The 14,530-nt window shown below is 71.0% G+C and carries 7 protein-coding genes and 2 pseudogenes; 6 read left to right on the forward strand and 3 right to left on the reverse strand.

Annotated elements, in window-relative coordinates; all coding sequences use genetic code 11:
- Positions 1-29: 29 nt before the first annotated feature.
- A complete protein-coding gene (locus tag ACZ7L0_RS18760) occupies positions 30-3,290 on the reverse strand; it encodes a non-ribosomal peptide synthetase (protein ID WP_471243557.1) in 3,261 nt (1,086 codons plus the stop codon).
- A 14-nt stretch (positions 3,291-3,304) separates the two neighbouring features.
- Positions 3,305-5,851, reverse strand: a complete 2,547-nt coding sequence (locus ACZ7L0_RS18765) for a Pls/PosA family non-ribosomal peptide synthetase (RefSeq protein ID WP_471243616.1) — start codon at positions 5,849-5,851, stop codon at positions 3,305-3,307.
- A gap of 271 nt (positions 5,852-6,122) precedes the next feature.
- Here ACZ7L0_RS18765 and ACZ7L0_RS18770 point away from each other — a divergent pair, with 271 nt between their 5' ends.
- Positions 6,123-7,325: a PP2C family protein-serine/threonine phosphatase gene (locus ACZ7L0_RS18770; protein WP_471243558.1), complete on the forward strand. Its 1,203-nt coding sequence runs from the start codon at positions 6,123-6,125 to the stop codon at positions 7,323-7,325.
- A 9-nt stretch (positions 7,326-7,334) separates the two neighbouring features.
- Positions 7,335-7,976 carry a flavin reductase family protein gene (locus tag ACZ7L0_RS18775; RefSeq protein ID WP_471243559.1) on the forward strand — a complete coding sequence of 214 codons (642 nt, stop codon included), beginning with the start codon at positions 7,335-7,337 and terminating at the stop codon, positions 7,974-7,976.
- Here the strand turns inward: ACZ7L0_RS18775 and ACZ7L0_RS18780 are convergent, their stop codons facing one another.
- On the reverse strand, positions 7,977-8,768 hold the full coding sequence (locus tag ACZ7L0_RS18780) for a beta-glucanase (protein WP_471243560.1): 792 nt from the start codon (positions 8,766-8,768) through the stop codon (positions 7,977-7,979).
- A 153-nt stretch (positions 8,769-8,921) separates the two neighbouring features.
- On the opposite strand from ACZ7L0_RS18780, the gene ligA reads away from it, so the two are divergent.
- The 4 genes and pseudogenes from ligA (at position 8,922) to ACZ7L0_RS18800 (ending at position 14,503) form a co-directional block, all read left to right on the forward strand.
- Positions 8,922-11,006: an NAD-dependent DNA ligase LigA gene (ligA, locus tag ACZ7L0_RS18785; protein WP_471243561.1), complete on the forward strand. Its 2,085-nt coding sequence runs from the start codon at positions 8,922-8,924 to the stop codon at positions 11,004-11,006.
- A gap of 334 nt (positions 11,007-11,340) precedes the next feature.
- Positions 11,341-11,808 (forward strand): annotated as a pseudogene (locus tag ACZ7L0_RS18790) (IPT/TIG domain-containing protein); the annotation flags it as partial.
- Between the two features lie 67 nt (positions 11,809-11,875).
- Positions 11,876-12,661 (forward strand): annotated as a pseudogene (locus ACZ7L0_RS18795) (Ig-like domain-containing protein); the annotation flags it as partial.
- Positions 12,662-12,805: 144 nt separating this feature from the next.
- On the forward strand, positions 12,806-14,503 hold the full coding sequence (locus ACZ7L0_RS18800) for a VMAP-C domain-containing protein (protein ID WP_471243562.1): 1,698 nt from the start codon (positions 12,806-12,808) through the stop codon (positions 14,501-14,503).
- Positions 14,504-14,530: the final 27 nt, after the last annotated feature.

Here is a 14,530-nt window from a genome sequence, read left to right on the forward strand (position 1 = left end):
CGGTTGCCTCGCTGGAGGCGACGGGAAGCTCAGGGGGAGGCCAGTGGTTCGACGACGCCCAGGACGGCCCGTGCCGCCTCGGCCGGACGGGTACGCGGGAAGTAGTGGCCGCCGTCGGCGAGTTCGTGCAGCTCCACTCGCTCGGCCAGCAGCCGCCAGTCGCGCCAGCGGTCGGCGTACCCGGCGGTGTGCGGGTCATCGGCGGCGACGACCACGGTGACCGGCGCGGACAGCTTCACCGCCGGTGGGGCTTCCAGGGCGGCGGCGAAGTAGCGGTGGGCGGACGCGCAGTCGTGCCGGTAGGCGGCACCGACGTGCTGGGCGTGCCGCGCGTTGAGTTCCCGGAGTTCGGTGTAGCCGCTGTCCGCGGTCAGCCGCGCGGCGATCCGGGCGTCGCTCCGGCCCGTCAGCTCGGCGAGGGCGGCGCGCCGCTCGGCGGCGGTGCCGAGCAGTTGCGCGCCGAGGAACACCCGGGAGACGTCCACACCGCGCTCCTGCAGCTTTCTCGCCGTCATCAGCGCCGGCGCGGCGCCCGACGAATGGCCCCAGAGCATGACCCTGCTCGCACCGCGTCCGGTGATCTCGGCGACGACCCGCTCCGCCACCTCCTCGACCGGCGCGAACGGCTCGGTGCGGGCGGCCAGGTCGTGGCCGGGCAGCTCGACGGCGTGCAGCGCCACCCCGCCGGCCGCCAGGGCACTGGCCATCGGCTGGTAGTTGACCGCGTTGCCGCCCGCGTAGGGGAAGCACACCAGTACGCGGTCCGGTGCGCCGCCCGCTTCCGACAACGGTTGCAGCAACTCCGGGCGCTGCCGGGCGGTGCCGTCGAGGAGGGCGGCGAGGTCGGCCAGTACGGGGTGCCGGGTGATGTCTTTGAGGGACACGGCGCGGTCCAGGGCGATGGTGAGTTTCACCGCCGTCAGTGAGGTGCCGCCGGAGTCGAAGAAGTGGTCCGTGCGGCCGATCCGATGCTCGGGGACGCCCAGCAGTTCCGCCCAGGTGGCCGCCAGCTTGCGCTCGGTCGGGGTGAGCGGGGCGCGGTCGTGCTCCCCGGTGACATCGCTCGGTGCGGGCGGTGCGGTCTGTTCGGCCAGGGCGGTCAGGGCCTTGCGGTCGGTCTTCCCGTTGGCGGTCAGCGGCAGGGTGGCCTGCCAGTGGAAGGCCGAGGGGATCATGTAGGCGGGCAGTTCGGCGCCCAGCGCCTCACGCAGCTCGTCCGCCCGCAGGCGCCGGCCGGTGTAGAAGGCGTTCAGGTGCTTGCCGTGGCCGGCCCGTTCGGCGACGACCACCGCGCCGTCGCGCACCCCGGGCACCCGCAGCAGGGTGTTCTCGATGTCACCGATCTCGATACGGAAGCCGCGGATCTTGACCTGGTTGTCCCGGCGGCCGAGGAACTCCAGCTTGCCGCCCGGGTGCCAGCGCCCCCAGTCGCCCCCGAGGTACAGCCGCTCCCCCGGCCGGTACGGGTCCTCCCGGTAGGCCTCCCGGGTCCGCTCGGGATCATTGACGTAGCCGCGCCCCACGCAGACGCCGGAGAACGCGATCAGTCCCGGGGCGCCCAGGGGCACCAGGGACAGGTGCTCGTCGACGACGTAGACACGTACGTTGTTGACCGCGCGCCCGAGCAGCACGCGCTCGGGGACGCCGTCCATGACCTCGTGGTTGGTGTCGTCCGAAGTCTCGGTGAGGCCATAGGCGTTGACCAGCTTGATGCCCGGCTGGACGGCGAACCAGCGCTGGACCAGTTCCCGTTTCAGCGCCTCGCCGGTCACGGACACGCACCGCAGGTCCGGCAGCGCGCGGGGATGCCGCTCCAGGTACGAGACGACCGCTTCCAGATAGGAGGGCACGACCTGCGCCACACCGGCCCGGCCCTCGACGAGGGTGTCGAGGAAGCGTTCCACGTCCAGGACCGCCTCCTGCCCGACCAGCAGTGTCCGTCCGCCCACGAGCAGCGCGGACACCAGCTGCCACAGCGAGATGTCGAAGCACTGCGGGGCGGTCTGCGCCACCACGGACCCTTCGGCGATCCCCAAGTCGTCGATCTTGGCGAGGAGATGGTTGAGCATGCCGGTGTGCTCGCACATCGCGCCCTTGGGCTCGCCGGTGGAGCCGGAGGTGAAGTAGATGTAGGCCAGCTGGTCGGCGGCGACCCGCACTCCGACGTCCCCGTCGGCCTGCTGCTCGTACGCCGTCTTGATCAGCAGCTTCTCGACGCCCGGCAGGGTGGCCAGGGCCTCGTCGAGGGTATGGGTGCTGCCGGCTTCGGTCAGCACCAGTCGGCACCCGGCTCGCGACAACGTTGCCCCGATGCGTCCGGCCGGGAAGTGCGGTTCGATCGGCAGGTAGACGCCGCCCGCCTTGAACACCGCCAAGGTCGCGGCCAGCCAGTCCAGATGACGTTCGGTGACCACCGCGACCACGTCTTCCCGGCCCAGCCCCCGCTCCAGCAGCGCCCGCGCCAGCCGGTTCGCGCGTGCGTCGAGCTCGCCGTACGTCCACTGCCGCTCGCCGTGCACGGCCGCCACCCGCTCCGGATGCGCGCGCACCCGCTGTTCGAACAGTTCGTGCGCCCGCGCCTGCGGCAGTGTGCGGCGAGGGCCGGCCAGTCCTTCGAGCTGCTCATGCACCTCGTCGGCGGACAGCAGACTCCGCCGTGTGTGATCGGCGTCCACGTCCGACGTGACCGACCGCAGGGCGGCCAGGTGGTAGCTCCCGATCCGGGCCGCGCAGTCGGTGTCCAGCACCTGGGTGCGATACCGCAACCGCACCACCAGCCGCCCGTCCCGGTCGCACCAGCCGACGACCAGCGCGGCGTCGTCGGCGAGCCCGGTCTCCTCCCCCGTCGGGTCGAACACGACCTCGTACAGCGGCCCCGACACCCCCAGCTCCTGCCGGAGTTCCTCCACCGGGAACCGCCGGTGCGCCAGCAGTTCCGCCTCGGCGCGGTGCGCCTCGGAAACGAGCGTGCGCCAAGGCCCGGGGGGAACGGTCAGCCGACAGGGCAGCGGTACGCCCCGCACCCCGGCGACGTACCCCGTCACGACCTCCTGCTCACCGGACAACGCGGCCAGCACCTTGGCGTGCGCGGCGAGCAGCACCGCGCTCACCGGGACCTCCGACCGCCGCGCCAGCCCACGCACCGCCGTCACCACGGCGTCCGGCACGGCCGTCTCGTATTCGGCCACTCCCGGGACCGGCTCCCGAACCCAGCGTTGCACCGCGGTGAAACCGCCGGTGGTCAGCACACGGCTCCAGAACTCCCGGTCCGCCTCCACGCGCGCTCCCATCGAATGGCCTTCCCTCAACTCAGCTTCGCCGCGGCGCCGCCCGCGGGAGCCGTAGCCGTTGTCGTCGCCGAGCCGATGCCGCGGAACTGGTCGGGGGCATCGGGCATGTCCGCGGCGGGGTTGCCACCCCACCGTGCGTTCGGGGGGACTTCCTCGCCTTTCATGAGGAAGGAGTCGGGTGCCAGCACCGCGCCCTCACCCATGGTCACGCCGTAGTGCACATGGGCGGCCACGCCGAGCGTGCAGCCGGCGCCGATGGTGGTGGCATCGGACTTGAAGGTGCCGTCCTCCTGCGAGTGGCACTGGATCTTGCTCCCGGCGTTGAGGGTGCACTCGTCCCCGATGGCGGCGAGTGTCCGCTCGGTCATGTAGCAGCCGTCGTCGAAGACCCTCCTGCCCATGCGCACCCCGAGCAGCCGCCAGACCAGGGGCTTGAAGGGGGTCCCGTTGAAGATGTTCAGGTACTCCACCGGAAGCTTCCACAGGCGCTCGTGCCTCCAGAACCGCGGGTCGTAGATGGAGCACAACTGAGGGCGCAGCGCACGGAACGACCCGGTGCAGCGCTCCACGAGGACGTAGTAGACGGTGGTGAAGCCGAGCGCGAGGGCCAGATAGCCGGCGATCACCACATGTCCGAGCACGCCGTACAGGTCGATGGAGGCGAGGGCGAACACCGTGAGTGCGAAGGTGTGCAGCCACCGCGCGAACAGCATCAGGGCCATCGAGCGAAGGTTGTAGCGGTTCTTCGCGGCGAGGTGGGTGCGCAGCGCGTCCCCGGTCCTGAGGTCGTCGAACCGTGCGTCGCGCTCCACCGAGCGCGGTATCTCGAAACAGGGCGAGCCGAGGAGTCCCACCCCCTCGCGGACCTCACCGTCGAGGGGAATCATCACCTTCGTCGCGAGCAGGCAGTTGTCGCCCGTCCTGCCCCCCGCGGGGTAGGCGATGTTGTTGCCGAGGAAATTGCGCGGCCCGATCGACGCCCGGGACACCCGGAACGACGTACTGGAGTAGTCCGCGTTGAGGACCGAGAGCCCGTCGGCCACCATCGTGCCGCTGCCGACGGTGACCAGGAAGGGATTCTCGTGCTGCACCTCGGTGCCGAAGTTCGACCCGGTCTGCTCGACCCGGGACAGGTCGTATCCGAGGCCGCGGAGGTAGTACACGATGTAGGAGCTGTCGCCGAAGAGCCAGGCGAAGAACTTCACGTTCGTCATGCGAGCCGTCGCCCGGTGCAGCGCGTAGTGGAAGCCGTAGAGCGGATAGACCCGGTCGGGTCTGACGGCCAGGGCCAGCAGCCGCGGCACGGTGTACAGGGCGACGAGGCCCAGGACGAGGAAACCTAGGAACAGTACGAGGGACAGGACCAGCGCGTCGCTGACCAGGACCGAGAACGCCAGCCCGGTCACGTCCGGGCCCAGTCGCTCACCGATCGCCGGCACCTCGGTGAACAGCATGTACACCCCGCCGAAGGCCAGCGGCAGGTACAGGAGGAACAACTGGAGCAGGGTGAGGAGCCCGAACCAGGCCCGGCGCGGGGTGCCGCACCTCGCCGGAGCGACCCGCACGTGCTCGGTCGCCGTGGGTTCGGCCGGGGATCCGTGCCGGTGCTCGCCGTCCGGTACCGTCTGGCCGCGGTACAGGGCGGACGAGTGGCCGAGCTGCGCTCCGTCGCCCATCGAGGCGTCGATGTCGATGACGGTCTTCTCGCCGACGAACACATCGCGACCGAGCGTGACCCGCCCGGTCTGGATGCGCCCCGCGTGCGCCCGGTAGCAGAGGAAGAACGACTCCTTGCGGATCACCGTCCCCGCCCCGATCGTGAGCAGGTCGGTACAGACCGGTACGGAGCGGGAGAGGATCGTGACTCCCTTGCCGATGCGCGCGCCGAGCGCCCGGAGATACAGCACGTACAGCGGATTGCCGACGAAGAAGATCATCGGATTGCCGTGGAGCAGCACCTTGACGAGCCAGAAGCGCAGATAGGCGAGACTCCACAAGGGGAACTCGCCGGGTTTCCAGCGGCCGACGAGTATCCATTTGGCTATGACCGGGAACAGGCACATGGCCGCGAAAGCGGCTCCGCCGAAGACGAGCGATCGCAGATAGATGTCGACCAGACCCGATCCGGCGGCGATCCACTCGTATCCTCGGGCCGCGACGAGCCCCGCGACAAAGGAGTAACTCAGGAAGAACAACAATTGGAAGGTTCCGCACACGACATGGTTCCGCCGGTTCGCCGGCATGACCGGCGCCGGCGCGGCCGTCTGCGTTTCAGGGGGAGCCGCCACCGCGAGAGCCGCAGCCAGGCTTCGTATCGTGGGGTGCCGGTACACGTCCTTCATCGACGCGGACGGCAGGTCCGGCCGTTTCCTGATCCGTGCACAGAACTGCGCCATGACCAGGGAGTTCGCGCCGAGGTCATCGAAGAAGTGACCGTCTAGCGGTATGCGTTCGACGGATGCGACATCGGCCAGTACGTCGGCGAGTCTCCTCTCCGTTTCGGTCACCGTGGGGCCGGCGTGCGGCCCGGATATATGGACCTCGGAGGACTGCTCCACTATTCGACCTCCTGGCCGTTTCCTGAAACGAACCGTGGACCTCAGTTTCGGTCGGCGATCGTCAGGCTGCCACTCCGGATCGACCACCGGAGACGGAAACAAGCACTCGATGAGCCTGTGTGCTGTGGTTTCCCGCACCATCGGTGCCGAGCCGGACATCACCCGTTCGGCTGCGGGTGAACATGCCGCCCGGTGGAGCAATCGCCGGAGTGCCGCGCCCCGGCACAGCAGGCTTGGATTTCTTGTCGAGATCGTGAGGGCACAGGAGCGACGGGTGAGGCACGGACGTACCGGTCAGGCGGCCACCCGCCGGGAGCCGGGGGCGAGCACCGCCGTGCGGACGCGGCTGCCCGCGCCTCCGGCGTGGTTGCGCTGGCTTCCGGTCTCGTACGTCGCCGCCGTGCTGCTGCTCGAACCGGTCACGCCCGTGGAGTGGCCGGTGAGCTTCGTGCTGATCGCCCTGCCTCTGGTGACCGCCTTCGCCCACGGGCCCGTCGTCGTGGGCGGCACCACGGTGCTCGCCGTCCTCTTCGAAGGGGTGCTGGCCGGTACCCCGTGCTGTGCGGGCCGGTCCGTCGGCTACCTGTGGGACCGCCACTACGTGGCCACCTATGTGTGCACCGCTCTGGTGGGTGCCCTGGGCACGATCCTGGCCGCTCATCGCACCCGCCGTGAGCGCACGCTCGCCGATGTGCGCTTCGTCGCCGAGATCGCGCAGCGCGTCCTGCTCAGACCGGTTCCGCACCGGATCGGCAGGCTGCTGCTGGAGAGCTTCTACCTCTCCGCCGCCGCGGAAGCGCGCATCGGCGGCGACCTCTATGAGGCCGTACCCACCGCACACGGGGTCCGGCTGCTCATCGGCGACGTCCGCGGCAAGGGTCTGCTCGCGGTGGAGACGGCCGCCACCCTGCTCGGCGCGTTCCGCGAGGCGGCGCACGACGAAGCCGGCCTTCCCGCTCTGGCGAACCGGGTGGAGACGAGCATGACCCGCAGGGCGGCGCAGCTCCCCGGAAGCGAGCTGGGCGAACGGTTCGTCACCGCGGTCTTCGCCGAGATCCCCGCCGACGGCCGTCTCGTCCGCGTCGTCAACTGCGGCCACCCGCCCCCGCTCCTCATCCGCGACGACGAGGTCCGGGAACTGGACAGGGGGCGGTCGGCTCCGCCGTTGAACCTCGGCATGCTCGTCGGGGACCCGTACCACGTCGACGTCTACCCCCTGCGGCCCGGCGACCAGCTCCTGCTGTACACGGACGGCATCACCGAGACCCGCGACCCGGCCGGCTCCTTCTACCCCCTTCTCCAGCGACTCCGTTCCTGGGGTCCCCTCCCGCCCCGGGAACTGCTGCAACAGCTCCACCGCGACCTGCTGGCCTTCAGCCACGACCGCCTGCAGGACGACACCGCGGCGCTCACCGCCCGCCTGCTCGCCGACGAGCCGTCCGCACCACCCGCGTCGCCGGCCGGAGCGGGCGGATAGCGTGCTGCCATGCGCGTCGACTACTCACCGGAATCCATTGATCCGGGTTCGTTCTACCGCCTGCTCACGGCCGTGATCGTGCCCCGGCCGATCGCCTGGGTCTCGACCCTCACCGCGGACGGCCGGACGGCCAACCTGGCACCGCACTCGTTCTTCACCGTCGCCTGCACCGATCCGCCCATCGTCCAGTTCACCTCCGTGGGGCGGAAGGACTCGCTGCGCAACGTGGAGGAGACGGGTGAGTTCGTCGTCAACTTCACTCCCGAGCCGCTCTTCGAGCAGATCAACGCGACCGCGACCGACTTCCCCGGCGACCAGGGCGAGTTCGAGGCGGTGGGTGTCGAACCGGAGCCCTCGCTGCGGGTGAAGCCGCCGCGCGTCGCCGCGTCTCCGGTCGCGCTCGAATGCACGCTCCACGCGACGCTGGGGCTGGGCAACTCGACGGTGGTGTTCGGCCGGGTCGTGCACGCCGTCGTGAGTGACGAGGTCCTGGTGGACGGCCGACCGGACATCGGGCTGCTGCGCCCCCTGGCGCGACTGGGCGGCAACGAATGGGGCACGGTCGGAGAGGTCCACGATCTGGCACGCATCCCCTACCGGGAGTGGTCCCCCGGGCGAACCCGCCGGCAACCGGACGAGCACCGGAGCTGATCACGCATCCGCTCCGCCCGGCGCGGCCTGGGCCTCCTGTTCACCGTCGCCGTCCACGGCCGCCGTCTCGGGCTCCGCTCCCCCGCTCGACGCGGGACGCCGCACCACCAGAGCGCTCACCTCGTACGACATCGCCGTCAATGTACGAGGAGGGGGTGGGTGGTAACGGCCCGCGCACACGGAGAGGTTGACGATGAGGTGTGCGTGCCAGTCGGCCCCCACTCCCCGCCCGTCCGCGAAGGCCCGGGTGCCGTTCACCCACCAGACGACCGAGCGGGAGCCGAACTCGACGCGCAGGTCCACCCAGGCGCCCGGGCGGACACGGGGGTCACGGAAGTAGAAGTAGCCGCCGTGTACGTGGTTGGTGAACTCCAGCAGATCCGGGTTGTCCGGGTGGTACTCGAAGACGTCGATCTCCTGGTCGCCGTCCCGCCAGGTCCAGATGGCAGGCCACGACCCGATCTCACGGGACAGCCGCACCCTGGCCTCGAGCACGTCTCCCGAACGGACGACGAACGCCTCCGCGCTGCCCTCCGTCGTCAACAGCCCGGTGCTCCATCTGCCGTCGGGCCGGCGAGTGGCCCGGAACACTCCCGTACGGCAGTAGGCGGCGTACGGCACCAAGTAGTCCAGCTTGTCGTCCCCCGGGTTCACGGGCCCGCCACCGGGATACGCCCACGAACGGCCCGCCACCCACTGCCGGGTGGAGGTGAAGTCCGCCGTGAACACCACATCGGACGCAGAGGGAGCACCCGGATCCGGGAGGGAGCCGCTCGATGTCGGTTTCTGCATGCCCGATGTCTCTCCGGCCCCGCCGCCGCCATGCGCGCATGCGGGGACATGGCCGCTGAAACAACCCGCCCGAGTGAGTCACGGTCCGGCACCGACCGGTGGCCGTCACCGGAGCCGCGGGCGTTGTCAGTGGTGGCGTGCAGTATGGCTGGCATGACAACACCCGCAGCAGTGATCGTGGATGCCGCCGCCTACGCGCAGGCGGTCGAGGACGCCGTGCAGGCGTCGGCCGCCTACTACACGGGCGGCACATCGGTGCTGGACGACGACACCTATGACCGCCTGGTGCGCCGGATAGCGGCGTGGGAGGCCGATCACCCCGGCCAGGTGCTGCCCGACTCCCCGACCGGGAAGGTCGCCGGCGGCGCCGTGGAGGGGGACGTCCCGCACACGGTGGCGATGCTGAGCCTGGACAACGTGTTCTCGGCCGAGGAGTTCACCGCGTGGACCGCCTCGCTGGCCCGGCGCATCGGCCACGACGTCACCCGGTTCAGTGTGGAGCCGAAGCTCGACGGACTCGCGATCGCCGCTCGTTACACCCACGGCCGTCTTACGAGGCTGGTCACCCGCGGCGACGGGACGGCCGGGGAGGACGTCTCGCACGCGATCGGCACCATCGAAGGCCTGCCGGACGAGCTGGTCGAACCGGTCACGGTGGAGGTGCGCGGCGAAGTCCTGATGACCACCGCCCAGTTCGAGCACGCCAACGAGGTGCGCACCCTGCACGGCGGGCAGCCGTTCGCCAACCCGCGCAATGCCGCGGCGGGCACCCTGCGCGCCAAGGACCGTGCCTACACGGTGCCGATGACGTTCTTCGGCTACGGCCTGCTGCCCCTGCCCGACACCGAGCCGGTCCTCGCCGCGCGGCTGCGCGAACTGCCGCACAGCGACCTGATGGGGCGGGCCGGCGCGCTCGGGGTGAACACCACCGCCACGACCGCCGTGCCCGGCGTCACCGCCGACACGGCCGAGCAGGTCCTGACCCGGGTGCGGGAGATCGCCGCACTGCGGGCGACGCTGCCGTTCGGGATCGACGGGATCGTCATCAAGGCCGACCTGGCCGCCGACCAGGAGGCCGCCGGATCGGGGTCGCGGGCCCCGCGCTGGGCGATCGCCTACAAGCTGCCCGCCGTGGAGAAGATGACCCGCCTGCTGGAGGTGGAGTGGAACGTCGGCCGCACCGGCATCATCGCCCCGCGTGCCGTCCTGGAGCCGGTCGAGATCGACGGCTCCACCATCACCTACGCCACCCTCCACAACCCGGCCGACATCACCCGCCGCGACCTGCGCCTGGGCGACCACGTGATGGTCCACCGGGCCGGCGACGTCATCCCCCGTGTCGAAGCCCCCGTCGCCCACCTGCGCACCGGCGACGAACAGCCCATCGCCTTCCCCGAGGTGTGCCCGCGGTGCGGCTCGGCCATCGACACCGGCGAGCAGCGCTGGCGCTGCGAGAACGGCCGCAACTGCCACCTCGTCGCCTCTCTCTCCTACGCCGCCGGCCGCGACCAGCTGGACATCGAAGGCCTCGGCCACACGCGTATCGTCCAGTTGGTCGAGGCCGGTCTCGTCGCCGACCTCGCCGATCTGTTCACCCTCACCGACGAGCAGCTCCTCGGCCTGGAGCGGATGGGGCGGACCAGTACCGACAACCTCCTCGCCGCACTCGCCACGGCCAGGAGACAGCCGCTGTCACGGGTGTTGTGCGCGCTCGGCGTCCGCGGCACCGGCCGCTCCATGTCCCGCCGCATCGCCCGGTACTTCGCCACGATGGACCACGTCCGCGACGCCGACGCCGAGACGATGCAGCAGGTCGAGGGCATCGGCACCGAGAAGGCCCCGTCCATCGTGGCCGAACTCGCCGAACTGGCCCCGCTCATCGACAAACTCGCCGCCGCCGGGGTGAACATGACCGAACCCGGCGCGACCCCGCCCGCCCCCGCGACCGACGGCGCCGACAGCCCTCAGCTCCCCGAACCGGCGGGCGGGCCGCTGGCCGGGATGACGGTGGTGGTCACCGGCGCGATGAGCGGAGTGCTGGACAAGCTCAGCCGCAACGAGATGAACGAGCTCATCGAGCGCGCCGGAGGACGCTCCTCATCCAGCGTCTCCAAGAAGACCTCCCTGGTCGTCGCCGGAGAAGGCGCCGGATCCAAGCGTGCCAAGGCCGAAACGCTCGGCGTCCGCCTGGCCACTCCCGACGAATTCGCCGCCCTCGTCGCCGATCACCTCAACTGACCCCCTCACCAAGGGCGTTCCGGACCGCGCGAGATTACGCCATCAGAGTGAACGTCGATCGTGTGCCCTTGTCACGCGAATGGCGCTATGGATCACTGGATGTGATGAACCGGTAGGCCGCCCATCCGTGCCGGACAAGCGTGGAGGGCGGAGCCCTGCCGGTTTGCGCGCATTCCGAACGGCAGGTGTGACCCCCGTCGGGATGCCCTCCTCGTCTGTCGGCAGACGGCACCCGTGCTGGTTCACGAAATTCCTCTGTCCCGGCGCACAGTGAGGAATGTCCCCGATGCCCATCTCTTCGATCCAAGGCACGGCGGCACCGAGGCGGGACGTCATGAGCGGCGTCTTCCCCGACCAGGGGCCGTCCAACGGGGGCACACAGGTGACCATCGTCGGCCGCCGCCTCAGCGGTGCGACGGCCGTGCACTTCGGCGCCCGTCCGGCCCGTGCGTTCACCGTCGTCGACGACCGGACCATCGTCGCGATCACCCCGCCGGGCACAGGCGCGGTGCGGGTGACCGTCACCACCCCGGGCGGGACCGCGCCGGTCGGCTCGTTCTTCTACGTGCCCGCGCCCCGCCTCACCGGCATCAGCCCCGGCACCGGTCCCCTGGCCGGCGGCAATGCGGTGTTCCTGTCCGGCAGCGGCCTGTTCACCGCCCGCACCGTGCGCTTCGGTGACGCGCCGCCCTTCCCCCAGGTGGTCACCGACCAGCGTCTGGTCGTCATCGCCCCACCCGACGCCGTGCCGGGCACGGTCCCGGTGTACGGCACCGCCGTCGGCGGGATCAGCAACTCGCTGCCCTACACCTACGCCGCGGCGCCGTCCCTCTCCGGCGTCAGCCCGGCGAGCGGGCCGCTCGCCGGGGGGGACCACGGTCGTCATCCGCGGCACCGGACTGGCGCGCGCCACCGGCGTGACGATCGGGGGCTTCGCCGCGACATCGTTCCGCGCCTACTCCGACACCCTGATCGTCGCCGTGACACCCCCGGGCGTGACCGGCCCCGCGGACGTCACCGTGACCACGACGGGCGGCACCGCCTCCCTGGCACAGGCGTTCACGTACATGGCGGCATCGGTCACCGCGGTGACCTCCGACCCGGATCCGTCCGTGGTCGGCCAGACGGTGACGTTCACCGCGACCGTGACCGGCGTCCCGGCCGGTGCCGGCCCCCCGGACGGCGTGGTCACCTTCGGCTTCGGTGACGGCACGCCGACGGTGACGGCGCCGCTCGTCGACGGCACGGCCGCCGTCACGCACACCTACACCAAGACGACGGGCAGCCCCTTCACCGTCACCGCTTCCTACAACGGCGACAGCGGCTACGCCGCCTCCACCGGTACCGACACGCAGAGCCTCAACAAGGCCGCCACCACCACGACGGTCGTCTCCTCACCCAACCCCTCGGTGCCGGGCGGCAAGGTCACGGTCACCGCGACGGTCACCGCCACCGCGCCCGCGACGGGAACGCCGACCGGCACGGTCACCCTCGTCCTCGGCGACCGCACCCCGCAGGTCGTCCCCCTCGTCAACGGAGTGGCCAGCGCGGCGTTCAACCCCATCACCCGTGGCGCACACACCTTGACCGCCTCCTACAGCGGCGACAGCAACCACGCGCCCTCGACGGGCACCGGAACCCACACGGTGGCCTGACGCCGGCCGTTGCCGGAACCCAGGACAACCCCCGATACCGTCCGCAACAATGGGGACGCACACAGCAGTGGGACGACGGGGGCGCGCCATGCAAGGCCTGCTGGAGTTCGGGACCGGTGCCGGCCGGGAGTACACCGCTTCGCCATGAAGAGTGCCGAGTGGCATGCCCGGATCGAGTGCCGGGGCCAGGTGGTCGGAGCAGGCTTTCTGGTGGCCCCGGACAAGGTGCTGACCTGCGCCCATGTGGTACGCGGCGGCGTCGGGACGGTGGTCGCCGTGTCGTTCCCGCAGCGGCCCACGGCCCTTCCCGTCGCGGCGCGCGTCGTCGTGCACGGCGGCTGGACCGGCGGCGTCACCGACCCCGGGGACCTGGCCGTCCTGGAACTGGACAGCCCGGTGCCACTCGTCCCGGCCGCCTTCGCGCCACCCGACGCCGAGCACGGCGCTCCGTCCCCCGAACTGGTCGCGTACGGCTTCCCGCAGGGGAGCGACGAGGGGATGATCGCCTCCTACCGTGCCCTTCCGGGTCTGATCTCCGGCGAGTGGGTCCAGTTGGAGGCCCTCACGGCGCACGGGCAGCCACTGGAGGCCGGTTTCAGCGGTGCGGCGGTGACGCTCGCCGACGGCACGGTGGTCGGCATGGTCTCAGCCGTCGCGCGTGCCCAGGGCGTCCTGGTCGGCCGGATGCTGCCCACCCGGGTCATGGGGCGCTACTGGCCCGAACTCCAGGGCCTGGTCCTGGCGTCGCGCAGGTCCGCCGCCGAACGGGCCCGGCTGAGTGAACTGGTCGAGAGGGCGGTCCGCGCGGGCCTGGAGTGCGATCCGGTGCGGCTCTACAACGCCGCGGCAGGCGATTACGATCCACCCGCGCCTCAGAACGGATTCGACTCGCTCCGGTCGGCGGAGCGGTTCGTCCTGGATGAACTCGACGGCCGGAGCGCCGCGGACACGGTGACCCGGTTCGCCGACCGGCTGGAGACCCTGCTGCACGGCGGAGCGCGGAAGTCCGGGCCCGACTGGTCGCCCATACTCGTCGAGTTCAGGCACAGCGGCGCGGGCGACGGCTGGGTGCGCGTCGAGGTGTCGGCGTTCAGCGACGGGCGCCGCCACCCGGTCGTATCGGACACGGTGCCGCATGCCCTGCTGCCCGCGTTCGTCCAGGACGGCATCGAGGCCGCCATCCTCCATCTGACGCCCGGAGCCAACCACTTGATCGCGTTCTCACTGCCCCGCGACTGGCTCGACTGGCCCGTCGACTCCTGGGAGAGCTGCCCCGACGACGACACCCCGCTCGGCTGCGTCCATCCGCTCGTCGTGACCGACCACGCGCGGCGCAGACCAACGGCCCGGCAGGTCCTGACCCAGGCGTGGAACCGGCTCGACTCCGCCACCGGCTCACGGATGGAGCGCGTCGAGTGCGGCAGCCCCCTCGGGCCCAAACAGCTCCGGCTCAGGCTGTGGCAGCCGGACGCGTGTCTCGCGGGCTTCGCCACGACCCCGCAGACGGCCCGCACCCGCCGCCACTTCGAGCAATCGGTCGTCACGGCCCCGGTCGTCGCATGGTCGCGCAACGGCTGCGGCGCCGGAGAGAGCGGCGAGGAGGACGAATGCGCGGGCTCGGAGGAGTGTGTCGGCACGACGTTCCTGGACCGGCTCGGCGAACTCGTCGCACGCGTACCACCCGCCGAACTCCCGCACCACATCCGCGAACTGCGCCGTGCCGCCTACGCGACGGACGACCCGGCCGGACACTGGGCCCGGGACATCCAGCTGTTGTGGGACGACCCGCGCTGCTTCACCGACCCGCACACCCCCACCCACGCCAGCTTCCCCGTGGCCTGACCCCACCCCCGGAGATCCGGAACCGGA

The sequence above is a fragment of the Streptomyces sp. NPDC039424 genome (assembly GCF_055639495.1).